We start from the raw sequence: 23,174 nt of genomic DNA, 5'->3' as shown, positions 1-23,174 counted from the left end.
CCCGCATCCTCAGTTCTGAAGCGAAATTGGCGGTCTCACTGAACCTGGCATCGGCAAGGAAGGAGAAAGCTGGCAGCGCATCGGGGATTTTCTCGACACCAGGCAGCCTTGCATCCGCGGCCCCCGAACGATCGGATGGCAGCGTTTCATGGGACCAGTCTCGAACAGCCGGTCCGCGTCAAAATGTGGCGGTCGACTCGCCCCGCCATCTGTCTGCCCTACTTGGCGGTCCAAGAATTACTGCAGGAGTTGCGGGCAGTTGTTTGCAGATTCAGACTTCATGGCTTCACGGCAGGCGGGCTTGATGCGTCTGGCCGCGTTCACGCCAAATGCCGGACGGCATTATTCATCAGACCGAAACCATGATCGGGGACCAGGCCAGCACAATTCGGTCTCGCAACTTTCGCCCTACCTGCGCCGGCGGCTGGTCACCGAAGAGGAGGTGGTGACGGCCGTTGTCGAAAGTCACGGCCTCGAAGGTGCGGAGAAATTCGTTCAGGAAGTGTTCTGGCGCAGCTACTTCAAGGGTTGGCTCGAGCGCCGGCCGGTCATCTGGGATCTGTATTGTGACGGCTTGCAAGACGATGTGAGTCGTCTCGGGGCGGATGCCGCCTTGAGGGAAAACCTCGATCGCGCGCTGGCAGGCAACACGGGGATCGAGTGCTTCGATTTCTGGGTCGGGGAGCTCGTGGAAACCGGATATCTGCACAATCACGCGCGAATGTGGTTTGCGTCGATCTGGATATTCACTCTCCGGTTGCCGTGGCGTCTGGGCGCAGACTTTTTCCTCCGCAACCTGATTGACGGAGACCCAGCGTCCAACACGTTGAGCTGGCGCTGGGTCGCCGGGTTGCACACCCGAGGCAAGACCTATCGGGCCGAAGCCTGGAACATCGCGAGATTCACGGATCGGCGGTTTGTTCTGCCGGAGGGCGTGCTCTCGCCGGTTGCCGACGCTCTGACCGGTGAAGAGCCGGATGGTCTGCCGCCTGTTACTTCGGTCAGGACGCCGGTTCTGCCAGACCGTACTCTTCCCACGGCACTTCTGATCACGGAGGAGGATTGCGGTATCGAGGCTTTGCCTTTTTCGGAATTCGACATCAAGACGGTTGCAACGCTTGAAGCCGGTCATTTGCGCTCGGGCTTGCCGGTCAGCCCCATCGTACGTGAATTCGAGGTTGCGGCGTTGGCTGATACCGTTGAACGGCTGGAACGTCCGGCTCGGGAATTGATCGCGCGGGATCCCGCGATCCTCCTCGATTGGGCCGCAAAGGCAAATGTCTCGCAGATCGTGACGGGCTACATTCCCGTCGGCCCGCTGCGTTACTGGATGAAGCAGGCCCAGACCCATCTCGATGTCGCGGGCATTTCCCTGTGTGAGTGGCAACGGGAGTGGGATGTGCGGATCTGGCCGCACGCGACTGCTGGCTTTTTCAAGGTGAAGAAACAGATTCCACGCATCCTGAATGAACTTGGAATGCCGGGTTGATGGTACGGTGGGATCAGCCAACCGGGTACCGATATGAGAAGAACCGGAAATCGAACAGGTGAGGACGCCTCCATGCCCAGACTTGCCAACAACCGTGCCAGCAGGTTCTCCCGATGGCGGCTGCGCCTTGTTGCCCCCTTCGTCAGCGCGATGTTGCTGGCCGGGCTGACATCCCACGCCCCCGCATCCGACGCGGAAGCTGGTGCCGAGTGGCAAACCTGGACGACTGGGGACCATGCGCCGGACCAGCTGATCGGCGCGATATGGTCATCTCGGGATCAGGCCTTTGTAAGCCCGTCCAGTCTCTTGCAAGCGGTGAGCGAGGCGCGGTTCATCCTTCTTGGCGAGAACCATGACAATGCCGCACACCATCACCTGCAGGCTTGGATCATCCGCAATGCGTCCTTGTCGGGAAACCTGTCCGTGGTGATGGAGCAGATAGACGCCAGCAAGGCTGAAACGCTGGAGGCTTTTCTGGCGCAATCCGACCCCGACCCGGTCAAGCTCGGTGAGACGCTGGATTGGGCCAACAGCGGCTGGCCGGATTGGGAGTTGTATCTCCCGGTTGCGGCTGCTGCGATTGACAGGCAGGCGGGGATTCTGCCGGGTCTTCCTGCGAGGTCGCAAACCCGCAGGATCGCCGAGGAGGGGTTTGCGAGCATGACCGCAGACCGTTTGTCAGCGCTCAAGCTGGATCAGCCGCTGCCGGAGGTGCAGAGCGAGGCCTTGCGGCAGGAGATTGCCGAGGCCCACTGCGACCTCCTTCCGACGCAGGCACTTCCGGCCATGGAGGCTGTCCAGAGGTTTCGTGACGCCTACATGGCAGAGGCCATGTTGAAAGCGGCAAGCAAGGGCCCGGCGATCCTGATCGCCGGAAACGGCCATGTTGAAAGAAACCGTGGGGTCCCGTGGTACCTTAAGCAGGCTGGCGCCGAAGGGGTTCTCGTGATCACAATGAGCGAGACCTTGCCTGATGCGCGGTCGGCTCGGGAAACGCCCGTCAACGATCAAGCCGCCGATTACACCTGGTATACGACCCATGTCGACAGGGGAGACCCGTGCGCAGCGCTTCGGGAACGCTTCAAGACAGAGTGATGGTTGGCCAGCGGTGTGCCGCCCTTAGCTCACGTCACGGCCGGGCACGGCAGACATTGCTGCAACCCGATCAATCCCTGGCGGCTCGACGAGACCGAATTCCGGGATGGTTGCCACGCGGCCAGTCTGTTTGAGGCCGCAGTTCATGGACCGCGCCATGGCGCCGCACCGAGCCGTTTTGTCCAAGGCGGTGTCAAAGCATTGAAATGCCAAATCTCAAACCTAGATTGGAGCCGGTTTCATGTGCCTGTGGATCGCGCCGGTGGCGGGCTTCAGGGGCATTGTTTGCCGGTGTGGACATGTGCATATGTTCGATTATAGTCACAGTCCTTCAAAACTTCGCGATCAGGCTGGGGAGGCCAATGCGGTCTGTCCTCGGTCGGGTGAAATTTGTCAGATCTAAAACGACAAGAACAATCAAAACTGGGAGAAATTAATGTCAAAAAGGTCAAAAATTCTTGGCTTGCTTCTGACCACCGCAATGGTGGCGGGAACCAGTGTCTTCGCCTCTGCGGAAACACTTCGTTGGGCACGTGCGGGCGACAGCCTGACGCTTGACCCGCATTCACAGAATGAAGGCCCGACCCACGCGCTTTCACAGCAGATTTACGAGCCGCTGATCTCGCCGGACATGGAAGCCAAGCCGATCCCCGCGCTGGCGACCGAGTGGATGGTGAAGGAAGGCAACGCCAATGTCTGGGTTTTCAAGCTGCGTGAAGGTGTGAAGTTCCACGGCGGCGAAGATTTCACCGCTGAAGATGTGGTGTTCTCGTTCAACCGCGCCAAGATGGAAAGCTCTGACATGAAAGAGCTTCTGGTTACCATCAAGGAAGTGCGCGCCGTCGATGACTACACCGTCGAGATGGAAACGGAAGGCCCGAACCCGATCCTGCCAAACAATCTGACCAACCTGTTCATCATGGACAAGGGCTGGGCAGAAGCCAACGATGTGACCAAGCCGGCTGAATTCGACGATGGCGAGGAAACCTATGCTGTGCGCAACGCAAACGGCACCGGTGCCTTCATGCTCGAAAGCCGCGAGCCGGACACCAAGACGGTGCTCAAGGCCAACCCGGATTACTGGGGCAAGGGTCAGTTCCCGCTTGAGGTGACCGAAATCATCTACACGCCGATCCAGAACGCAGCGACCCGTGTGGCCGCACTGCTTTCGGGCGAAGTCGATCTTATTCAGGATGTCCCGGTGCAGGATCTTGACCGGGTCGCCGGTGCCGATGGTCTGAAAGTCGGCAATGCGCCGCAGAACCGCACCATCTTCTTCGGCATCAATTCAGGCGATGCGGACCTGGAAAATGACAATGTCGAGGGCAAGAACCCGTTTGCCGATGTTCGCGTCCGCAAGGCCATGAACATGGCGATCGACCGTGATGCCATCAAGCAGGTGGTGATGCGCGGCCAGTCCGCCCCGACCGGCGTGATTATGCCTCCGTTCGTCAATGGCTGGACATCCGAACTCGATGCCTATCCGAAGGCTGACATCGAAGCTGCCAAGGCGCTGATGATGGAAGCAGGATATGGCGACGGTTTCGAAGTCACCATGCATTGCCCGAACGACCGTTACATCAACGACGAGGCGATCTGCCAGGCGGCCGTTGGCATGATGGGCAAGATCGGCATTACCGCCAATCTGGTTGCCCAGACCAAAGCCAACCACTTCCCGCTTATTTCGGGCAAGAAGACCGACTTCTACCTGCTCGGCTGGGGTGTTCCGACCTTCGATTCCGAATATGTATTCAACTTCCTGGTCCACTCGACCACGGATGACCGCGGTTCCTGGAACGGCTCGCGCTTTTCCAATCCGGACGTTGATGCCATGATCCAGTCGCTGGGTTCGGAGGTCGACCTTGAAAAGCGCAATGAGACCATCGCCAAGATCTGGCAGGTTGTTCAGGACGAGCAGATCTATCTGCCGATCCACAACCAGGTTCTCAATTGGGGCATGAAGTCCAACATCGACTTCCCGGTTCAGCCGGAAGACCAGCCGCACTTCAAGTTCATGAAGTTCAATTGATGCGCGCATGAGCGTTTGCTGGACGGGGGCCAAGGCCCCCGTTCTATTCCTTGTTTTCGAAAGCTGATTCATGCTCGCTTACGTAATCCGCCGCGTGCTCCAATCGATCTTCGTGCTGCTGATGGTCGGGTTGGTGGCGTTTTCCATGTTCCGTTTTGTCGGCGATCCGGTGGAAAACCTGCTTGGCCAGGAGCGCACCCAGGCGGATATCGAACGTGTGCGTGACCAGCTCGGTCTGAACGACCCGTTTGCCGTGCAATACGTCAAGTTTCTCGGCAATGCGCTGCAGGGCAATCTCGGCGTGAGTTACCGGCAGGGGCGACCGGTTTCCGAGATCATTGCAGAGCGTGCACCGGCGACATTGGAGCTGGCGGGCGTTTCAGCCCTCTTTGCCGTGCTTTTCGGCGTGGGCCTGGGCGTGTTCACGGCCATTCGCCGCGATGGTTTCATGGCGAATTTCATCATGACCACATCGCTGATCGGTGTCTCCCTGCCCACCTTCCTGATCGGCATTCTATTGATTTACATCTTTGCCGTGGAGCTGGGTTGGCTGCCCAGTTTCGGACGGGGTGAGACAGTCAAGATTGGCTGGTGGAGTACGGGCTTCCTGACCGAAAGCGGCCTGAAGGCGATCATTCTGCCCGCCATCACGCTCGGCCTCTACCAGATGACATTGATCATGCGTCTGGTGCGCTCCGAAATGCTGGAAGTGCTGCGCACCGATTACATCAAGTTCGCTCGGGCCAGGGGACTTTCCACGCGCGCCATCAATTTCGGTCATGCGCTGAAGAACACGCTGGTACCGGTGATAACCGTCACGGGCCTTCAGATCGGCTCCATTATTGCTTTTGCGATCATCACCGAAACTGTGTTCCAGTGGCCGGGGGTGGGGCTTTTGTTCATCAACGCCATCCAGTTTGTCGATATTCCTGTCATGGCAGCCTACCTGATGCTGATCTCCGTCATGTTCGTCCTGATCAACCTGATCGTCGACCTGCTTTACTTTGTCATTGACCCGCGGCTTTCTGCCGACGCGTCAACGCGTGGGCATTAGGGGGCATTGATGGAAGCGGTCTCCAATTTCCTGGCTTCAGATCTCTTTTACCGGTTCAGAAAGTCGCCGGTCGCCGTCATCGCGTTCATCGTCACCGCGCTGCTCGTGTTGTCGGCGCTGTTCGCGCCCTGGATCGCGCCGCAGAACCCGTTTGACCCCGGGTCGCTGAATCTGATGAACGGTTTTTCACAGCCGGGTGTACCCAACCAGTTCACCGGCGAAACCTTCATGCTCGGCACCGATGATCAGGGCAGGGACGTCTTCTCGACCATCCTCTACGGTCTGCGCATTTCTCTGTTCGTCGGCTTTTCTGCGGTCATGTTCGCCATGGTGCTCGGGTCTGTGCTAGGTCTGATTGCCGGCTACACGGGTGGGCGCACCGACACGATCATCATGCGCATTGCCGATATCCAGTTGACCTTTCCCGCGATCCTTGTTGCGCTGCTGATTTTCGGGATCGCCAAGGGCATAACGCCGCCTTCCTACCGCAACGAGGTGGCGATCTGGGTTCTCATTCTGGCCATTGGCCTTTCCGACTGGGTGCAGTTTGCCCGGGTCGTGCGCGGTGCAACACTGGTCGAACGCAACAAGGAATATGTGCAGGCGGCAAAGCTCATCGGCCGCAAGCCGATGGCGATCATGCTCAAGCACATCCTGCCCAACACGCTGGGACCCGTTCTGGTGATCGCAACCATTTCGCTGGCATTGGCGATCATCGCGGAAGCGACGCTGTCCTTTCTTGGTGTCGGCGCGCCGCCGACCCAGCCCTCGCTGGGCACGCTGATCCGAATTGGCCAGGGCTTCCTGTTCTCCGGCGAGTACTGGATCCTGCTCTACCCGGCCGTGACGCTGCTGGCGCTGGCGCTTTCGGTCAACCTTCTGGGCGATTGGTTGCGCGATGCGCTCAATCCCAAACTGAAATAGGCGGAGACATGACCACCCCACTTCTCTCCGTTCGTGATCTCGTCATCGAGTTCCCCACCCGCCACGGCCCGCTGACCGCCGTCGATGGCGTCAGCTTCGACCTGGCAGCCGGCGAGGTTCTGGGCGTGGTCGGTGAATCAGGCGCAGGCAAGTCGCTGACCGGTTCGGCCATCATCGGACTGCTGGACCCGCCGGGCCATATTGCCTCCGGCGAAATCTACCTGAAGGGCGAGCGCATCGACAATCTTCGCGCCGAGGACATGCGCGCCATTCGCGGCCGGCGCATCGGCATGGTGTTCCAGGATCCGCTCACCTCGCTCAATCCGCTCTACACGATTGCCGATCAGTTGATCGAGACCATACGAACCCATTTGCGCCTGTCCGAGCGCGAGGCCCGGCAACGTGCCATCGGCCTGCTGGACGATGTCGGGATACCAGCCGCCAGCCGCCGGATCGACGATTATCCGCACCAGTTTTCCGGCGGCATGCGCCAGCGCGTGGTGATTGCGCTGGCGCTTGCGGCGGAACCAGAACTCGTCATTGCCGATGAACCGACCACCGCGCTCGATGTGTCCGTTCAGGCGCAGATCATCGACGTTCTCAAAGAACAGTGCACCCAGCACGGCGCCTCGGTCATTCTCATCACCCACGACATGGGCGTGATTGCCGAAACCGCCGACCGGGTAGCCGTGATGTATTCCGGCCGGATCGCGGAAATCGGACCCGTGCGTGAGATCATCCAGAATGCCAAGCATCCCTACACAAGCGGTCTGATGGGCTCCATCCCCACGCTCGCCCAGGAAGAAGACCGCCTTGTGCAGATACCCGGATCAATGCCGCGCCTTTCCGATATTCCGCCCGGCTGCCCTTTCAACCCCCGCTGTGACAAAGTCTTCGACAAGTGCAGGGTGCAGCGTCCCGCACTGATCCCGGTGGAAAACCGTCAGGTGGCCTGCTGGCTCTATGAGGAAGCCACGACCAATGAGGTCGCGACATGAGCAAGACCTCCACGCCCGCCGAGACCCCGCTCCTTCAGGTTTCAAACCTGACGCGCATTTTTGATGTGTCAAAGCCCTGGCTGAACCGTGTGGTTGAGCGAGAGCCCAAGCAATTCCTGCGTGCGGTCGACAATGTCTCCTTCGAGATCCGCAAGGGCGAGACCCTTGCGCTGGTTGGCGAGTCTGGTTCCGGCAAATCAACCGTCGCCAAAATGCTCGTAGGCTTGCTCGATCCCAGCGAAGGCAACATCCTGTTCGATGGCCAGCCGATGATCATGAACAGCTCCGAGCGGATGATGGAGTTGCGCAAGCGCTTCCAGATGATCTTCCAGAGCCCTTATGCCAGCCTCAACCCGCGCTGGAAGGTTGCTGACATCATCGCCGAGCCGATGATCGTGCTGGGAGTTGAAAAGGACAGCGCAAAAATCGAAGCCCGTGTCGATGATCTGCTGGGTCTGGTCGGGTTGTCTGCCGCCGACGGGTCAAAATTCCCGCATGAGTTTTCCGGCGGGCAGCGCCAGCGCATCGCGATTGCCAGGGCGCTCTCCTCCAGTCCGGAATTCATTGTTTGCGACGAGCCGACCTCCGCTCTGGATGTGTCGGTGCAGGCGCAGATCCTCAATCTGATGCGGGACCTGCAGGACCAGTTGGGCCTGACCTATCTGTTCATCAGTCATGATCTGTCCGTGGTTCGCCACATGGCCAACCGGATTGGTGTCTTGTACCTGGGCGCGCTTGTGGAAATTGCCGACAGCAAGGAACTCTTCAAGGCACCGCAACATCCCTATACGCGCATGCTGCTGGATGCTGTTCCCGATCTTGAGATGACCGGCCGCCAGCGCAAGGAAGTGGAAGGCGAGATCCCCAATCCGATCAACCCGCCCTCGGGCTGTACATTTCATCCCCGCTGCCCCTTTGCCAATGACCGTTGCAAACGTGAAGTTCCGCTGTGGACGCAGACAAGAACCGGTGTTGCCGCCTGTCACGGCGTTGAAGAGGGGCGAATTCCATCGGCCGAAATGGCCTGACGGTTGGGGCACACCCGGCACGAAGTCTGGAGGGCTTCGACCCGACAGGCGGCGTTGACCATTCAGACTAACGCCGCCACAGGCTGTTCTGTTCGTGCTTCATGATCGTTGTGCGCAGGTTCGAGAACTCGGCGTCGATGAAACGGCGAAAGCGTCTCACCGATGGGCGATCGCTCTGCGCCGGGCTCCACATCTGTCCCAGGCTTCGTTCCGGATGATTGATCCGGATCGGCAGCGCCGCGAGCGCCTGCTGCCGGCGCAGCATGAACACGACGGAATAGGGAAGAACGGTGAGCGCGTCCGAACGCGCGAGAATGTTGAGGATCGACGCAAGCGTGCCACCTGAAAAACTCACTTTGAAATCGGTCATGCCGATCCCCGCCAGAATGCTGCGCAGATCCTGGTACAATGGGCTTTCGACCGGTGGCGCAATCCACGGATAGGGGGCGATCTCGGAGAGCCGCAACGAGGGTTTGCCAGCCAGTGGATGGGTCGGGGAACACGCGATCACGTTCCGGCCATCAAGCAGGGCGGAGAACTCGAGCTTTTCCGGAAGCGCGGCCGGGTCCATCGGGCAGATGGCGACATCGAGCGCGTTGCTGTCGAGCTGCCTCGAAAGATCGGCGGCATAGGCATAGGATTGTTCGATGCGGATTTCGGGATAGGCGCGCTGGAATTCGGCGATCATGCCTGAAATGACGCCATCCATGAAGAACGGCGTCCCGCCGACCCGGACCACGCCGGATTTTCCATCGATGTAGCGCCTGACCAGCGCGGAGGCGGTCTGGTTGGCGGCAAGCACCTTGCGCCCCTCCACCGCCAGCGCCTGGCAAAGATCGGTAGGTTGAAGCGGCCGCCGGTTTTTCTCGAACAACCGCGCGCCGACGCGGGCCTCGAGCATTGCGACTGTGCGCGAAACGCTGGGCTGGGATTTGCCCAGCGCCTCGGCCCCTTCGGTCAGACCGCCATTGTCGACAATGGCGGCGATGATCTCCAGGTGGCGCGCATCTATTTTCATAACCCAAGGTTATATAATCTCTCAGCAATTGGATCAAGATACCCATTGCCGCGTGATAGAAAGACTTGAGCCCCGAGAGTTGAGGAGACGCTAGGGGGCTTGGGAGGATTGATGTCGCATTTTCTGACCAGCTTTGACGCAAGGAGTGCCGCGGTCCGTGTCAGGTTCGGCCCGGGCGTGCGTCATCAGCTTGCCGACGAGATCACCCATCTGGGCTGTCGTCGTGCGCTGATCCTGTCGACCCCGCCTCAGGCTGACGGCGCCATGGAGATGGCGGCCGACCTGAAGGGGATGGCTGCAGGCGTCTTCACCCGGGCAGCCATGCACACGCCGGTCGCAGTCACCGAGGAGGCGATGGAGCATGCACGCTCTGTCGATGCCGATTGCCTGGTTGCACTCGGCGGCGGCTCCACCACGGGGCTGGGCAAGGCCATCGCCTACCGCACCGATCTTCCCCAGATCGTCATCCCGACCACCTATGCCGGCAGTGAGGCGACGTGGATTCTGGGCCAGACCGAAAACGGTGAAAAAACCACCGTGACCGACCCGAAGATCCAGCCGGAAGTCATTCTCTACGATGCGGAACTGGTGCGCACGCTGCCTGTCGACATGACGGTGACCAGCGCGCTCAACGCAATGGCCCATGCCGTCGAGGCGCTTTACGCTGAAAACCGCAATCCGATGTCGACAATGCTGGCCATCGAGGGGCTGAGGGCCTTTGCCGCGGCTATGCCAAGGGTGATCGAGAATCCGGAGGATCTCGATGCCCGCGGCGAAACCCTTTATGGCGCCTGGCTCTGCGGCACCGTGCTGGGTCAGGTCGGCATGGCCCTGCATCACAAGCTCTGCCACACGCTGGGCGGCTCCTTCGATCTGCCGCACGCCGAAACCCATGCCGTGGTGCTGCCGCACGCGCTCGCATACAATTCGATCGCGGTTCCGGATCTGCTGGCGCCGGTCACCGGGATATTCGGAGGATCAAATCCCGGTCGGGCGTTGTTCGATTTTGCCAGGTCCATGGGCGCACCGTTGGCTCTTCGGGACCTCGGGCTCAAGCGCGATGATGTGGCCAAGGCCGCCGAGCTTGCCACGCGAAAACCCTACTGGAATCCGCAACCGGTCACCCGGCCGGCAATCGACGAACTGTTGCTGGCGGCCTGGGCAGGAGACCCGCCGGCCGCATAGACGGACTTGTTTCATCAATCACTGGGAGGAAGCCATGATTACCCGCCGCAAACTTTTGAAGACATCCGCTGCCACCGGCCTGACCATCGCCGCAGGTGGCCTTGCCGCACCGGCCATCGCACAGGGCGCGAAGATCAAGCTCGGCTATGTGAGCCCGCAATCGGGACCGCTTGCGGCCTTCGCCGAAGCTGACAGCTTCATCCTGTCAAATTTCGGCGCGACCGAAGCAGCCAGGAATTTCGAGATCATTGTCAAGGACAGCCAGTCCAACCCGAACAGGGCTGCGGAAGTGGCCAAGGAACTGATCGTCGATGATGAAGTCGACATGATCCTCGTGGCCTCGACACCTGAGACCACCAACCCGGTCGCCACCACCGCCGAAGCCGAAGGCATTCCGGTGATCTCGACTGTAGCGCCCTGGCAGCCCTGGTTTATCGGCCAGCAGGGCAATCCCGGCGCGCCGGACAGCTGGCAGCCGTTCGATTATGCCTATCACTTCTTCTGGGGTCTGGAAGACGTGATCTCGGTTTTCACCGCCATGTGGGGCCAGCTCGAAACCAACAAGCAGGTCGGCGGCCTGTTCCCCAACGACGGAGACGGCAATGCCTGGGGCGATCCGAATGTCGGCTTCCCGCCGGTGCTCGACAAGCTCGGCTACGGTCTGGTCGATCCGGGCCGCTACCAGAACCTGACCGACGATTTCTCCGCCCAGATCAATGCCTTCAAGCAGGGCAATGTCGAGATCGTCACCGGCGTTCCGATCCCGCCTGATTTCACCACCTTCTGGAACCAGGCCAAGCAGCAGGGTTTCAATCCCAAGGCTGCTTCCATCGGCAAGGCGATCCTGTTCCCGCAGGCCGTCGAGGCGCTGGGGGATGCGGGCAACAATCTCTCCTCGGAAGTCTGGTGGTCGCCGAGCCATCCCTTCAAGTCTTCGCTCAACGGGCTCAGCGCCGGTGAAGTGGCGGCTGCCTACACGCAGGCGACCGGCAAGCAGTGGACCCAGCCGATCGGCTTTGTGCACGCCCTGTTCGAACTGGCGACCGACGTTATGGGCCGGGTCAGCGATGCCGGCGATGGCGACGCGGTGGCCGAGGCAATCGCTGCCTCGAACCTTCAGACCATCGTCGGGCCGATCGCCTTTGACGGTAAGGGCCTGCCGCCTTTCGCAGCCAGGAACATCTGCAAGACGCCGCTGGTAGGCGGTCAGTGGCGCTTGAAAGACGGCGGCGGCTACGACCTCGTTATCGTCGACAATTCCGACCAGCCGTCGATCCCGACGGGTGGCACCATGCAGCCGATCGGCTGATCCGGCGACAGGCACCCGGTTCACCAGCCGTCCGGGTGCCCGCCACAATCCATTAAACTGATCCGGCCTCCAACAGCGGGTTGCAATGACCATTCTTGCCCTCAAAAACGTGTCGAAAAGCTTTGGCGCCCTGAAGGTGACGGACGATGTCAGCTTCGAGGTGCCGGAAGGCATGGCGCTGGGCATCATCGGGCCCAATGGTGCGGGCAAGTCGACGCTGTTCAATCTGATCACCGGCAACATAAGTGCCGACAGCGGAACGATTAAGTTCCTTGGCCGCGATGTCACCCGGACACCTGCAAGGCAGCGTTGCGTGTCGGGCGTTGGCCGGTCGTTTCAGATCCCGCAACCCTTTTCGAAGCTCACGGTCTACGAGAACCTGCTGGTGGCGGGCACATTCGGACGCGACAGGAGCGAAGCGGAGGTCGCTCATACATGCGCCGTCATCCTGGAGCGAACCGAGCTGATTTCGAAGGCCAACGCGCCAGCGGGTGGTCTCTCGCTGCTTGAACGCAAACGGCTGGAACTGGCCCGCGCCATGGCGACCGATCCCAAGCTGCTGCTTCTGGACGAAATCGCAGGCGGGCTCACCGACGCCGAGTGCCAGTCGCTGATCGAGACCATCAAGGCAATCCACGCGGAGGGCGTCACCATCATCTGGATCGAGCATGTGCTGCACGCCCTCAATTCGGTGGTCGAGCGGCTGCTGGTTCTCGATTTTGGCAAGGTCATCGGCATTGGCGATCCCGCCGCGATCATGGACTCCAGGGAGGTCCGGGAAATCTACCTGGGGATCGAGATATGACCGCACTTCTTGAAACCAGGGACCTGACAGCCCGCTACGGGGATTTCCAGGCCCTGTTCGGCGTCGACCTGACGCTCGGCGAAGGCGAGACCGTGGCGATCATCGGCGCCAATGGCGCAGGCAAGACGACCCTGATGCGCTCGCTCTCCGGAGTTTTGAGGAATGGGCCCGACAGCATCCGTTTCGACGGGCGCGCCATTGGCGACCGGCCCGCCGACGAGGTCATGGCCATGGGCATCGCCATGGTGCCGGAGGGCCGCAAGCTGTTTCCGTCGCTCAGTGTCGAAGAAAACCTTCAGATTGGGGCCTATGGCCGCAACACCGGCGGCTACTGGTCACTGGACACCGTCTACGACCTGTTCCCCGTGCTCAGGGAACGCCGCAGCAACCCCGGCACGGCGCTTTCAGGCGGGCAGCAGCAGATGGTCGCTATTGGCCGCGCGCTGATGAGCAACCCGCGCGTGCTGCTCTGCGACGAGATTTCCCTCGGGCTCGCGCCGGTGATCATCAAGGACATCTACAAGGCGGTTCCGAAGATCCGCGCATCCGGAGCGTCGATGATCGTGGTCGAGCAGGACATCGGCCAGGCGATGGCGGTGGCCGACCGGGTCTACTGCATGATGGAAGGCCGGATCACGCTGTCGGGCAGCCCCGATGCATTGAGCCGGGAGGCGATCCACAATGCCTATTTCGGAGCCGCCGCATGATCTGGGTCGATACCATCATCCAGGGCATCCTGCTTGGCGGGCTTTACGCGCTGTTTGCTGCCGGTCTGTCGCTTGTCTTCGGCATCATGCGGCTGGTCAATCTCGCCCATGGCGACCTGATCGTGCTCGGCGCCTATCTGATCCTGCTGCTAGTAACGCTGACCGGTCTGTCACCCTTCGTTGCCGCGGCGGTTGCCATGCCCTTCATGTTCGCTCTCGGCTTCGGCTTGCAGAAATTCATGCTCAACCGTGTGCTGGGCGACGACATTCTGCCGCCGCTGCTGGTCACCTTCGGTCTCTCGGTGGTGTTGCAGAATGCGCTTCTGGAAGGCTTTTCCGCCGACAGTCAGCGGATTCAGGCGGGCTCGCTTTCCACAGCTTCGATCGAAGTTGCCGGCCTGAACCTCGGCGTCATGCCGCTCATGACCTTCGGCTCGGCGCTCATCGTGATCATCGGGCTCAACCAGCTGTTCTACCGCACATCGCTCGGGCGCGCCTTCCGCGCCACCTCCGATGACCCGACGACGGCCAGCCTGATGGGCATCAAGCCGGCCGGCATTTTCGCCAAGGCCACCGGTATCGCCATGATCATCGTCACCATCGCGGCACTCTATCTCGGCATGCGCTCGAACTTCGATCCGAGCATCGGCCCGGCGCGCCTGATCTACGCCTTCGAGGCCGTCATCATCGGAGGGCTTGGCTCGCTCTGGGGCACGCTTGCGGGCGGCGTGATCATCGGTGTCGCGCAGACCGTTGGCGCGGCGATCAATCCCGAATGGCAGATCCTCGCCGGACACATGGCCTTCCTGATCGTGCTGCTTTTGCGTCCCCGCGGCCTGTTCCCAAGAGCGGTGGATTGATCATGAAAAACGCCAAGTTCGATTACTCCGTCCAGACCCGGACCCGGGCGTCATCCATTTCGGCGATCGTGGCGCTTGTCCTCATCCTTGTGGCCTTCGCCCTGCCGGCCTTTGCCTCGCGCAGCCTGATCCAGGACATGTTCTTCATTCTCACCATGCTGGTGCTGGCGCAATTCTGGAACCTGCTTGCGGGGTATGGCGGACTGGTCTCGGTCGGACAGCAGGCTTTCGTCGGTATCGGCGCCTACGCGATGTTCGGTGTCGTCATCCTCATGGGGTTTGACCCCGTTCCCTCGATCCTGATTGCCGGTGTTGCAGCCCTGGTCTTGGCAATCCCAACGGCGTTCTTTGCCTTCCGGCTGCAGGGTGCCTATTTCGCCATCGGCACCTGGGTGATCGCCGAGGTGGTGCGGCTTCTGGTGGCACAATGGAAAGCCGTCGGCGGCGGCACCGGGACCTCTCTTCCGCGATCGGCCACCGGCGACATGTGGTTTACCGGGGCGATCGAAACCCTGTTTGATGTGCGCAACGCTGCCGCGCGCGACATTCTCGCCTACTGGCTCGCGGTGCTTCTGGCTGTCGCCACCATCGCCGGAATCTACTGGCTGCTCAGGACCAAGCGCGGGCTGGGACTGGCCGCCGTTCGTGACAACATCGAAGCGGCCAAATCCGTTGGTGTCGATGCGGTTCGCATGAAATGGACGGTGTTTCTGGTCTCGGCCTTCGGCACGGGCCTCGCTGGCGGGCTGATCTACATGCAGAAAGCGCGGATCTCACCGGACGCGGCTTTCTCGCTGCAGGACTGGACCGCATATGTCATCTTCATCGTCGTCATCGGCGGCATCGGCACCATCGAAGGGCCGATTCTGGGCGTGCTGGTGTTTTTCATACTGCAGTCGCTGCTGGCAGATTACGGCAGCTGGTACCTGATGGCGCTCGGCGTCATCGGCATCACCATCATGCTGTTTGCCCCGCGCGGGCTCTGGGGCCTGTTTTCCGACCGCACCGGCATCGAACTGTTTCCGGTGCGCCGTCGTCTGACCGGCGGGCGCCTCGCCAACTCATCATTATCATCGAAGGAGGAATAGATCATGGCTGATATTCAAACCGACGTCCTGATCATTGGCACCGGCCCTGCGGGCTCTTCGGCTGCAGCCCTGCTGTCGACCTACGGGGTCGAGAACATGGCAATCAACCGCTACCGCTGGCTGGCCAACACGCCGCGTGCCCACATCACCAACCAGCGTACCATGGAGGTGCTGCGGGACCTGGGCCGGGAAGTCGAGGACGAAGCCTACATGTTCTGCTCGCACCAGGACCTGATGGGCGAGAACGTGTTCTGTGAAAGCCTGGCAGGTGAAGAGATCGGCCGAATGAAGAGCTGGGGCAACCATCCGCTGTCCAAGGCCGAACACCAGCTTTCCTCGCCGACGATGATGAACGACCTGCCACAGACCTTCATGGAGCCGCTCCTGTTCAAGACCGCCTGTTCGCGCGGCACGCAGGCCCGGATGTCGATGGAATATCTCAGCCATGTGCAGGACGCCGATGGCGTCACAACCACCTGCCTGGATCGCCTGACCGGCAAGGAGATCACCATAAGGTCCAAATACCTGCTCGGCGCCGATGGCGGCAATTCCAGGGTTGCCGAGCTGGAAAAGCTGCCGTTCGAAGGACAGATGGGCGTCGGCGGCTCGATGAACATCATCTTCAAGGCGGACCTGAGCAAATATGTCGCCCATCGCCCCTCGGTTCTCTACTGGGTTGTCCAGCCCGGAGCCGATGTCGGCGGCATCGGCATGGGGCTGGTACGGATGATCCGGCCCTGGAACGAATGGCTCATCGTCTGGGGCTACGACATCAACGGTCCGGAACCGGTGGTCGACAACGCCTTTGCCATAAAGGTGGTGCGCGACCTGGTTGGCGACCAGTCTCTGGAACCCGAGATTACCTCGGTATCGACCTGGACCGTCAACAACATGTACGCCACGCACATGCAGTCGGGCCGGGTCTTCATCATGGGCGACGCAGCTCACCGGCATCCGCCATCCAACGGCCTTGGCTCCAACACCTCGATCCAGGACAGCTTCAATATCGCCTGGAAGCTTGCCGCGGTTCTCAAGGGCGAGGCAGGCGAGGGCCTGCTTGAAACCTACAGTCAGGAGCGCGCGCCGGTGGCGAAACAGATCGTCACCCGCGCCAACCAGTCGATCGGCGAGTTCGGCCCGATCTTCGAGGCCCTGGGCCTGACCGAATCGACCGACCCGGAGGTCATGCAGGCCAACATGGACAAGCGTTGCGACGCAGGCGGCGATGCCGAGCGCCAGCGTGCGGCAATCCGCGAGGCGATCGCCTTCAAGAAATACGAGTTCGATGCCCACGGTGTCGAAATGAACCAGCGCTACAAGTCCGGCGCGGTGGTGACCGACGGCCAGATGGAGCCGGCCTACGAGCTCGATGCCGAACTGCACTACCAGCCGACCACCTGGCCCGGTGCCCGGCTGCCCCATGCCTGGCTGTTTGACCGCAATGGCGCCAGGCACTCGACGCTGGATCTGGTCGGAAAGGGCCGCTTTACGTTGCTGACCGGTCTCAGTGGTGAAGCCTGGGCATCGGCTGCCCAAAAGGTGGCAAAGGCGTTGGGTATGGAGCTGGTCGCCCATGTCATCGGGCCGCGCCGCGATATCGTCGATCACCATGGCGACTGGGCCCGTGCACGAGAAGTGGGAGAGGGCGGTTGTGTCCTGGTCCGTCCGGACCAGCATGTCGCCTGGCGCGCTGAAGAGTTGTCCGACAACCCCGAGGCTGAATTGGCGCGTGTGCTGTCCGCGGTGCTGTACCGGGACGCCGCCGCCGCCCGGCAGGCGGCCCAGTAAGGAGGATGGACATGGAAGCGAATGAACAGGGGTTCTTTACGGAAGAAAATTCGGCCGACGTGGTGATCAGCCGCAATGCCAAGGCGAAGAATGAGCGGCTGGCGGAAGTGATGGAGGTGATCACGAGGCACCTGCATGCGGCGGTCAAGGAAATCGAACCGACCCAGGAAGAGTGGTTTGAGGCGATCATGTTCCTCACCAAAACAGGTCAGATGTGCAATGATTGGCGGCAGGAATACATCCTGCTGTCCGATGTCCTGGGCGTCTCGATGCTGGTTGACGCCATCAACAACCGCAAGCCGACCGGCGCGTCGGAATCCACCGTGCTCGGCCCGTTCCATGTCGCCGATGCCCCCGAACTGCCGATGGGCGCCAATATCTGCCTCGATCAGAAAGGCGATCCGATGCTGGTCAGGGGACGCATCACCGGCACCGACGGCAAGCCGATCGATCACGCCAAGATCGATGTCTGGCAGGCCAATGACGAGGGTTTTTACGACGTTCAGCAAAAGGGCATTCAGCCCGACTTCAACCTGCGCGGGGTGTTCCGTACCGGACCGGACGGAAGCTACCATTTCAGGGGCGTGAAGCCGAAATACTACCCGATTCCCGACGATGGACCGGTGGGGCAACTGCTGGGCAAGCTCGGCCGCCACCCCTACCGCCCGGCGCATCTGCACTACATTCTAGAAGCCGAGGGCTACGAGACGCTGGTGACGCACATTTTCGATCCAGACGATCGCTATATCAATTCAGACGCTGTCTTCGGGGTGAAGCAAAGCCTGCTCGCCAGGTTCGACTGGGTGGAAGACGCCGAAAGGATCAAGGCGGCCGGGATGGAGGGACCCTACTTCGAAGTGGTGCACGATTTCGTGTTGGTCCCAAAAACCTGACCGGACGGCAGAGAAGGTGCCCAGGTGCCCAGGTTGGGGCGGTGAAAGAACGGATGTTCCGGGTGCTGGGTTCGCGCATAACCCTTTGTATCTCTTGAGACATGGAATGGCGCATCTGTACCAGTCGGGCAATGGCCCTGCTTCACGCTTGTTTTCTGCCTGTTCAACTGAGCGAATCGATGGAGCGGTTGCCGCGCTACACGGACGACATTTCATGTTTCAAGATTGTGGTCTTGCAGGCCACCAAGCGGCAAGGGGCAATCCTGATGACCCTTTTCCGGGATTTACAGAATGTTGATTTCAACGCTGTCCGCCAATGTGTTGGCGATGAAGCAATAGCGGTGCGCCCGGTCCTGCATTTCCGCCAGGGCAACCGCATCAACCTCGAAGCCGGTGTCAAAGCGAACCACCGGGTGCAGGTCGATCCGCGTGACTGACATCTGGCCTTTGGCGTTCCTGCCAAGATGCGCCTCGGCATAATCATGATAGGTCGCCACCGGCCACCCCGCTTTGGCGGACAGGGCCAGGAATGTCATCATGTGGCAGCTGGACAGGGCCGACGCGAGAGCCTGCTCGGGATTGGTGTTCTCCGGCCTGCCGCCCCAATCGGGGGCGGCATCGACGCTGACCTCGTGGGTCTCGCCATAGCGGACCACATGCTCCGCCGTGTATTTCCCCGGCTCCAGAACGGCTTCTGTTCGATGCCAGTGCAGTTCAATTGCAAGGTCGGACATGGTCATCTCTTCGTCTGGTATCTGCTCAGGCTGCGGCGATCCGCTTCTGCGGGTCGTAGAAGGGGCGCTCCACGACGACGGCACGTTCCGTTCCGGCCTCGTTGACAAGCCCTGTCCTGTTAACAACGTCGAACTGGGCGCCCAGAACGGCATGTTCGGTCCCGACCATGGCAAGCGCGATGTTTTGCTGCAGGCGCGGCGAATAGATCGCGGATGTGACCTTGCCAATGGTCACGCCATTCTTCCTGATCGGCCAGTAGGAGGTGTTCGGGCCATTCAGGGGGCTGCCTTCGATGACCAGGCCGATCTGTTTGCGGGTCACGCCCTCAGCCTTGATGCGGCGAAGGGCGGCCTTGCCGATGAAATCCGCTTCTATGTCCAGGTTCACCAGCCGGTCCAGTCCCAGCTCAAACGGGTTGGTCTTGTTGTCCGCGTCCGCATGGTAGGACAGCATCCCGCCCTCGATCCGCCGAATGGAGGAAGTGTGTCCGGGCTTCAGGCCAAAGGGTGCTCCCGCAGCCATGATCCTTTCCCACAACGCGTCACCATAAGCACCGTCGCGCAGGTAGATCTCGTAGCCCAATTCACTGGACCAACCGGTGCGCGACACCAGAAGCGGAATCCCGTCAAGCTCGACCTCGCGCAGCCAGTAGTACTTCAGATCCAAGATTTCGCCGCCGAACAGCGCCTGCATGATCAGACCCGATTTCGGTCCCTGCAATTGCAGCGGCGACACATCAGGCTCATCGATCGTGACATCAAGGCCAGAATGGACCGCGACGCCTTGAGCCCAGAGCAGGATGTCGCTGTCCGCCAGAGAGATCCAGAAATGGTTCTCGCCCAGGCGTAGCAGGATCGGATCATTCAGCAGGCCGCCATCGGCATTCGTGATCAGGATGTATTTGCACTGTCCCACTGCCATCTTGGAAAGATCGCGCGAGGTCAGCATCTGGACGAATCTTGCCGCATCCGGTCCGGTGATTTCCACCTGGCGCTCAACTGCCACATCGCAGAGGATCGCGTCGTTCACGAGGTTCCAGAAGTTCTGTTCAGGATCGCCGAAGTCGCGCGGAATGTACATGTGGTTGTAGACCGAAAACCCCTTGGCGCCCCACCGCACGGTGGCGTCGAAATAGGGGGACTTGCGGATCTGCGTGCCGAAACCGAAATCGTCTGCTGTCATCATTGTCTTCGACCTTGCTTTTCGATGGCCGACTGGCCTGGTGGTGCTGGAATTCTGTCGAATATCTAGTCACGGTCGAGGCATGAATGTGGACTGAAAACAGCCAAGGCGAAGTCTGGGCAGACTGTTCTTCTGGCAGCCAATGGGCTGATTGGTCGGATGGATCAGTAGCGCCCCTTGGCCACCAGTTTTGCAAGGTTCGGCTTGCTTGATTTGATGCGCCGGGTCGCGATGTAGGTCATGTAGCGGTCAATCCCCAGATCGGCCGCCAGAAGGATATCCATCAGGGCCTGAAATGAGGCCAGATCAGGGGTGATCGTTTCCATCACATAATCCATGCCGCCGCCTGTAGCGACGCAATCAGTGATCTCGTCAAGAGTCCTGATAAAGGATTCGAAGCGATCAAAATCCACTTTTCGGTGACGTGCCAGCGAGACGGTCACGACAACCTGGGTAAAACTGGCGATCTGCTCCAGCGCGATATCCGCGTGAAATCCGCGGATGAACCCGGCAGCCTTCAGCCGATCCAGACGGGCCCAGCAGGGTGTTGCGGAGATGTTGGCAATCTCGGCAAGTTTGGTCTTGCTCAATTGCCCATGCTGCTGGATCGCGCTGAGAATGCGGATGTCCGTGCTATCGAGACCAAACTTTTTCATGAGCTCAAACTTTCGCCGCACATACTTGTGCCATGGAAACAGCAAGCTTCAGTCTTCCGTGTAGAAGTCTTTTTAGGTCATGCGCGCTGAGCTTGCCCCCGGTTTTGCGACACCGTCTGGAACAACCGCGTCGGCAACCGTCTGCCGGGCGTGTTTCGGGTTCACTGGAAATGATGGTTCTGCGTGTTCATGCATCCACGCAGCCACGTCGCAGGTATCTCCTGAAAGTCCGGTGTCACGCCGTCGGTTGGCTGCTTTGGGGAGCCGAGACCAAGATCGTGAGCCAATGCCTTGGTCCAGTCGCCGCAACGGGTTCCATCTCCTCCTTCGCTTGTTCAGCACAAAAAACCGGGGTTCTGACGCTTCCTTCGATGTTGAGTTGCGAAGCGGCGCGTCAGGTCGGAAGCATAACGCACAGTCAAATACGCAAATTTGGTAACTTGACTAATCAAATTTTCATGTCGATAGTTGGGGCATGGCAACCAAAGAGCAACCTGTTTCCAATCCCCGTTACCGGATCCTCGCCGAGGCCCTTCGAGAGGCCATCGTCGCCGGAGAATACCCGCCGGGCGGGCAATTGCCGACCGAAGCGGAGCTGGCCAAGCGGTTCGGAATGAGCCGGGGCACTGTGGTCAAGGCAATTGATACTCTTGTTGCCGAAGGCATCGTGATCAAGCGCCAAGGGGCCGGCAGTTTCGTGGCGGTTCCGGCGCTGCACCGGCGATCTTCGCGCCTGATGTCGTTTACCGAGACGGTTTCAGAACAGGGCCGGACGAGTTCACAGAAGGTGCTGTCCTACGGGGGCGCCAACAAGGAAGAGGCTCGGGCTTACGGGTCGCACGAGCCATCCATGCTGCTGACCCGTCTGCGTTTCGTGGACAGGGTGGCGGCATCAATCCATCGCTCTTTCATTCCTGAGCGGGTCCTTGAACAGCTCTCGGCCGAAAGACTCGGTCAACTGCTCAAGGGCGACGCGTCGCTGTATGCCGCTTTTGAGGATGCCGGGATCGCGATCGGTCGCGGTTCGGAACATGTCTCTGCGCGGCTTGCCACGGCAGATGAAGCCGAGATGCTCAACATCCCGTGCCCTTCGGCGCTGATGGTGGTGGTCCGGCAGAGTTACGACCACCAGGGACAGCTGATCGAAGCTGCCGAGGCCGTCTATCAGGCTGATTACTACACCTACGATCTGGAACTGGTGCGGGGTACGGCTCATGAGGTGCCGCACCGGCTTCGTGTTGTGACCGACAACTCAAACAACAAAGACCAAAAGGAGAACTGAAATGATATTCAAGAAGCTTCTGGCAGGGGTTGCGCTTTCCCTTCTTGCTGTTCCGGGTTTTGCCGCCGATGCGCCGGTTGCAATGATTGTTGCGCAGGGCGGGCTGGGCGACGGCTCATGGAATGACACCGCCAATGCCGGCTTTGAAGCCGGTATCGCGGAAACCGGTCTTGAAGGCCGGGCGATCGAATCCAATGACGTGGTGGCGCAGGGCGAGGAAATCATGCGCCGCGCAGCAGATTCGAACTTCGGCCTCGTCTTGAGCCTCGAATATGCGCACGGCGAGCCGATGGAAGGGCTGGCCCCCGATTATCCCGATACGTCCTGGGCCATCTTCAACCAGGTCCGTGCCGGCGACAACATCGCATCGGTTCTGTTTGGCGAGCATCAGGGCTCCTATCTTGCCGGCGTTCTGGCGGCAAAGATGACCACGACAGAAGGCGTTGAAGGGATCAATCCCGAACCGATCCTGGGCGTGATCCCGGCCGTCAAGAGCCCCGGTATCGACAAGTTCGTGGTCGGCTTCATTCAGGGTGCGAAATCCGTCAATCCCGATATCGAGGTCAAGGTTGGCTATGCCGAAAGCTTTGGTGATCCGACCAAGGGTGAGCAGATGGCCAATGCCATGTTCGAAGGCGGTGCCGATATCGTCTATCATGTCGCAGGCGGTACCGGGCTGGGCGTCATCGCCGCAGCTGAAGCCTCCGGTCACTACGCCATCGGCGTCGACACCAATCAGGACGGTCTGGCGCCAGGGCACGTTCTCACATCGATGGTCAAGCGTGTGGATGTCGCCACCGAGGAGCTGATCAAGGCCTATGCGGCCGACAAGTTCCCGGGCGGCGAGACCCTGAAGTTTGGTCTGCCGGAAAATGGCGTTGGCCTGACGGAGATGGAGTTCACCAAGGATATCATCCCGGCCGAATACCTTGAAGCTGTTGAAGCTGCCAAGGCGGGCATCATTGCAGGTGACATAGAAGTCTGGGACGTGTCCTCACAAGGTTACCCGGACTTCTACAACTAAAATCTGGCTTCCCCGGTTTGATCAT

General features: G+C 60.4%; 21 protein-coding genes. 17 read left to right on the top strand and 4 right to left on the bottom strand.

Going from position 1 to position 23,174, the window contains the following annotated elements:
* Nucleotides 1–259 precede the first annotated feature (259 nt).
* The 7 genes from SPHINGO391_RS16060 (at nt 260) to SPHINGO391_RS16030 (ending at nt 8,617) form a co-directional block, all read left to right on the top strand.
* Nucleotides 260–1,489, top strand: coding sequence for an FAD-binding domain-containing protein (locus SPHINGO391_RS16060; RefSeq protein WP_244615218.1), 1,230 nt, complete (start codon nt 260–262; stop codon nt 1,487–1,489).
* Nucleotides 1,490–1,561: 72 nt separating this feature from the next.
* The gene (locus tag SPHINGO391_RS16055; protein ID WP_193217319.1) at nt 1,562–2,584 is read left to right on the top strand and encodes a ChaN family lipoprotein; all 1,023 of its coding nucleotides are present in this window, start codon (nt 1,562–1,564) and stop codon (nt 2,582–2,584) included.
* A 436-nt stretch (nt 2,585–3,020) separates the two neighbouring features.
* Nucleotides 3,021–4,613 carry an ABC transporter substrate-binding protein gene (locus SPHINGO391_RS16050; protein WP_152009773.1) on the top strand — a complete coding sequence of 531 codons (1,593 nt, stop codon included), beginning with the start codon at nt 3,021–3,023 and terminating at the stop codon, nt 4,611–4,613.
* Between the two features lie 70 nt (nt 4,614–4,683).
* Nucleotides 4,684–5,667, top strand: a complete 984-nt coding sequence (locus SPHINGO391_RS16045; protein ID WP_152009772.1) for an ABC transporter permease — start codon at nt 4,684–4,686, stop codon at nt 5,665–5,667.
* A gap of 9 nt (nt 5,668–5,676) precedes the next feature.
* Nucleotides 5,677–6,591, top strand: a complete 915-nt coding sequence (locus tag SPHINGO391_RS16040) for an ABC transporter permease (protein ID WP_152009771.1) — start codon at nt 5,677–5,679, stop codon at nt 6,589–6,591.
* 8 nt (nt 6,592–6,599) lie between these two features.
* Nucleotides 6,600–7,589, top strand: coding sequence for an ABC transporter ATP-binding protein (locus SPHINGO391_RS16035; protein ID WP_152009770.1), 990 nt, complete (start codon nt 6,600–6,602; stop codon nt 7,587–7,589).
* Nucleotides 7,586–8,617 (top strand): ABC transporter ATP-binding protein, encoded by a 1,032-nt coding sequence (locus SPHINGO391_RS16030; protein WP_152009769.1) that lies wholly within the window; start codon nt 7,586–7,588, stop codon nt 8,615–8,617. Before SPHINGO391_RS16035 ends, SPHINGO391_RS16030 begins: the two co-directional genes overlap by 4 nt.
* Before the next feature lie 67 nt (nt 8,618–8,684).
* Here the strand turns inward: SPHINGO391_RS16030 and SPHINGO391_RS16025 are convergent, their stop codons facing one another.
* Entirely contained in the window at nt 8,685–9,635 is a 951-nt protein-coding gene (locus tag SPHINGO391_RS16025) for a LysR family transcriptional regulator (RefSeq protein ID WP_152009768.1), read from the bottom strand.
* Nucleotides 9,636–9,746: 111 nt separating this feature from the next.
* Here SPHINGO391_RS16025 and SPHINGO391_RS16020 point away from each other — a divergent pair, with 111 nt between their 5' ends.
* The 8 genes from SPHINGO391_RS16020 (at nt 9,747) to SPHINGO391_RS15985 (ending at nt 18,270) form a co-directional block, all read left to right on the top strand.
* Nucleotides 9,747–10,820 carry a maleylacetate reductase gene (locus tag SPHINGO391_RS16020; RefSeq protein ID WP_152009767.1) on the top strand — a complete coding sequence of 358 codons (1,074 nt, stop codon included), beginning with the start codon at nt 9,747–9,749 and terminating at the stop codon, nt 10,818–10,820.
* Nucleotides 10,821–10,854: 34 nt separating this feature from the next.
* Nucleotides 10,855–12,129 (top strand): ABC transporter substrate-binding protein, encoded by a 1,275-nt coding sequence (locus SPHINGO391_RS16015; protein WP_152009766.1) that lies wholly within the window; start codon nt 10,855–10,857, stop codon nt 12,127–12,129.
* An 85-nt stretch (nt 12,130–12,214) separates the two neighbouring features.
* Complete coding sequence (locus SPHINGO391_RS16010) at nt 12,215–12,934, top strand: ABC transporter ATP-binding protein (RefSeq protein ID WP_152009765.1); 720 nt, start codon at nt 12,215–12,217, stop codon at nt 12,932–12,934.
* A complete protein-coding gene (locus tag SPHINGO391_RS16005) occupies nt 12,931–13,641 on the top strand; it encodes an ABC transporter ATP-binding protein (protein ID WP_152009764.1) in 711 nt (236 codons plus the stop codon). Before SPHINGO391_RS16010 ends, SPHINGO391_RS16005 begins: the two co-directional genes overlap by 4 nt.
* Complete coding sequence (locus SPHINGO391_RS16000) at nt 13,638–14,501, top strand: branched-chain amino acid ABC transporter permease (RefSeq protein ID WP_152009763.1); 864 nt, start codon at nt 13,638–13,640, stop codon at nt 14,499–14,501. The genes SPHINGO391_RS16005 and SPHINGO391_RS16000 overlap by 4 nt, the downstream gene beginning before the upstream one ends.
* A gap of 2 nt (nt 14,502–14,503) precedes the next feature.
* Nucleotides 14,504–15,589, top strand: a complete 1,086-nt coding sequence (locus SPHINGO391_RS15995; RefSeq protein ID WP_152009762.1) for a branched-chain amino acid ABC transporter permease — start codon at nt 14,504–14,506, stop codon at nt 15,587–15,589.
* Between the two features lie 3 nt (nt 15,590–15,592).
* Nucleotides 15,593–17,377: an FAD-dependent monooxygenase gene (locus SPHINGO391_RS15990; RefSeq protein WP_152009761.1), complete on the top strand. Its 1,785-nt coding sequence runs from the start codon at nt 15,593–15,595 to the stop codon at nt 17,375–17,377.
* Nucleotides 17,378–17,388: 11 nt separating this feature from the next.
* Complete coding sequence (locus SPHINGO391_RS15985) at nt 17,389–18,270, top strand: intradiol ring-cleavage dioxygenase (RefSeq protein ID WP_152009760.1); 882 nt, start codon at nt 17,389–17,391, stop codon at nt 18,268–18,270.
* Nucleotides 18,271–18,554: 284 nt separating this feature from the next.
* Here the strand turns inward: SPHINGO391_RS15985 and SPHINGO391_RS15980 are convergent, their stop codons facing one another.
* From SPHINGO391_RS15980 to SPHINGO391_RS15970, 3 genes are all read right to left on the bottom strand, one after another.
* Complete coding sequence (locus SPHINGO391_RS15980; RefSeq protein WP_152009759.1) at nt 18,555–19,004, bottom strand: OsmC family protein; 450 nt, start codon at nt 19,002–19,004, stop codon at nt 18,555–18,557.
* A 25-nt stretch (nt 19,005–19,029) separates the two neighbouring features.
* Complete coding sequence (locus tag SPHINGO391_RS15975) at nt 19,030–20,190, bottom strand: glycine cleavage T C-terminal barrel domain-containing protein (RefSeq protein WP_152009758.1); 1,161 nt, start codon at nt 20,188–20,190, stop codon at nt 19,030–19,032.
* 161 nt (nt 20,191–20,351) lie between these two features.
* Nucleotides 20,352–20,843 carry an Lrp/AsnC family transcriptional regulator gene (locus SPHINGO391_RS15970; protein ID WP_152009757.1) on the bottom strand — a complete coding sequence of 164 codons (492 nt, stop codon included), beginning with the start codon at nt 20,841–20,843 and terminating at the stop codon, nt 20,352–20,354.
* Between the two features lie 475 nt (nt 20,844–21,318).
* On the opposite strand from SPHINGO391_RS15970, the gene SPHINGO391_RS15965 reads away from it, so the two are divergent.
* Both SPHINGO391_RS15965 and SPHINGO391_RS15960 read left to right on the top strand, forming a co-directional pair.
* On the top strand, nt 21,319–22,125 hold the full coding sequence (locus SPHINGO391_RS15965; protein WP_152009756.1) for a GntR family transcriptional regulator: 807 nt from the start codon (nt 21,319–21,321) through the stop codon (nt 22,123–22,125).
* A gap of 1 nt (nt 22,126) precedes the next feature.
* A complete protein-coding gene (locus tag SPHINGO391_RS15960; protein WP_152009755.1) occupies nt 22,127–23,149 on the top strand; it encodes a BMP family protein in 1,023 nt (340 codons plus the stop codon).
* The last annotated feature ends 25 nt before the right edge of the window (nt 23,150–23,174 follow it).

It is taken from the genome of Hoeflea sp. EC-HK425, assembly GCF_902498795.1.
Taxonomy (GTDB): domain Bacteria; phylum Pseudomonadota; class Alphaproteobacteria; order Rhizobiales; family Rhizobiaceae; genus Hoeflea; species Hoeflea alexandrii.
Note: the sequence above shows the minus strand (reverse complement) of the source record. Positions and strands in the feature narration are given on the sequence as shown.

Coding starts and splice junctions, on each gene's coding strand:
- SPHINGO391_RS16055 (WP_193217319.1), top strand. CDS start 1,562: ATGCCCAGACTTGCCAACAACCGTGCCAGCAGGTTCTCCCGATGGCGG.
- SPHINGO391_RS16050 (WP_152009773.1), top strand. CDS start 3,021: ATGTCAAAAAGGTCAAAAATTCTTGGCTTGCTTCTGACCACCGCAATG.
- SPHINGO391_RS16045 (WP_152009772.1), top strand. CDS start 4,684: ATGCTCGCTTACGTAATCCGCCGCGTGCTCCAATCGATCTTCGTGCTG.
- SPHINGO391_RS16040 (WP_152009771.1), top strand. CDS start 5,677: ATGGAAGCGGTCTCCAATTTCCTGGCTTCAGATCTCTTTTACCGGTTC.
- SPHINGO391_RS16035 (WP_152009770.1), top strand. CDS start 6,600: ATGACCACCCCACTTCTCTCCGTTCGTGATCTCGTCATCGAGTTCCCC.
- SPHINGO391_RS16030 (WP_152009769.1), top strand. CDS start 7,586: ATGAGCAAGACCTCCACGCCCGCCGAGACCCCGCTCCTTCAGGTTTCA.
- SPHINGO391_RS16025 (WP_152009768.1), bottom strand. CDS start 9,635: ATGAAAATAGATGCGCGCCACCTGGAGATCATCGCCGCCATTGTCGAC.
- SPHINGO391_RS16020 (WP_152009767.1), top strand. CDS start 9,747: ATGTCGCATTTTCTGACCAGCTTTGACGCAAGGAGTGCCGCGGTCCGT.
- SPHINGO391_RS16015 (WP_152009766.1), top strand. CDS start 10,855: ATGATTACCCGCCGCAAACTTTTGAAGACATCCGCTGCCACCGGCCTG.
- SPHINGO391_RS16010 (WP_152009765.1), top strand. CDS start 12,215: ATGACCATTCTTGCCCTCAAAAACGTGTCGAAAAGCTTTGGCGCCCTG.
- SPHINGO391_RS16005 (WP_152009764.1), top strand. CDS start 12,931: ATGACCGCACTTCTTGAAACCAGGGACCTGACAGCCCGCTACGGGGAT.
- SPHINGO391_RS16000 (WP_152009763.1), top strand. CDS start 13,638: ATGATCTGGGTCGATACCATCATCCAGGGCATCCTGCTTGGCGGGCTT.
- SPHINGO391_RS15995 (WP_152009762.1), top strand. CDS start 14,504: ATGAAAAACGCCAAGTTCGATTACTCCGTCCAGACCCGGACCCGGGCG.
- SPHINGO391_RS15990 (WP_152009761.1), top strand. CDS start 15,593: ATGGCTGATATTCAAACCGACGTCCTGATCATTGGCACCGGCCCTGCG.
- SPHINGO391_RS15985 (WP_152009760.1), top strand. CDS start 17,389: ATGGAAGCGAATGAACAGGGGTTCTTTACGGAAGAAAATTCGGCCGAC.
- SPHINGO391_RS15980 (WP_152009759.1), bottom strand. CDS start 19,004: ATGTCCGACCTTGCAATTGAACTGCACTGGCATCGAACAGAAGCCGTT.
- SPHINGO391_RS15975 (WP_152009758.1), bottom strand. CDS start 20,190: ATGATGACAGCAGACGATTTCGGTTTCGGCACGCAGATCCGCAAGTCC.
- SPHINGO391_RS15970 (WP_152009757.1), bottom strand. CDS start 20,843: ATGAAAAAGTTTGGTCTCGATAGCACGGACATCCGCATTCTCAGCGCG.
- SPHINGO391_RS15965 (WP_152009756.1), top strand. CDS start 21,319: ATGGCAACCAAAGAGCAACCTGTTTCCAATCCCCGTTACCGGATCCTC.
- SPHINGO391_RS15960 (WP_152009755.1), top strand. CDS start 22,127: ATGATATTCAAGAAGCTTCTGGCAGGGGTTGCGCTTTCCCTTCTTGCT.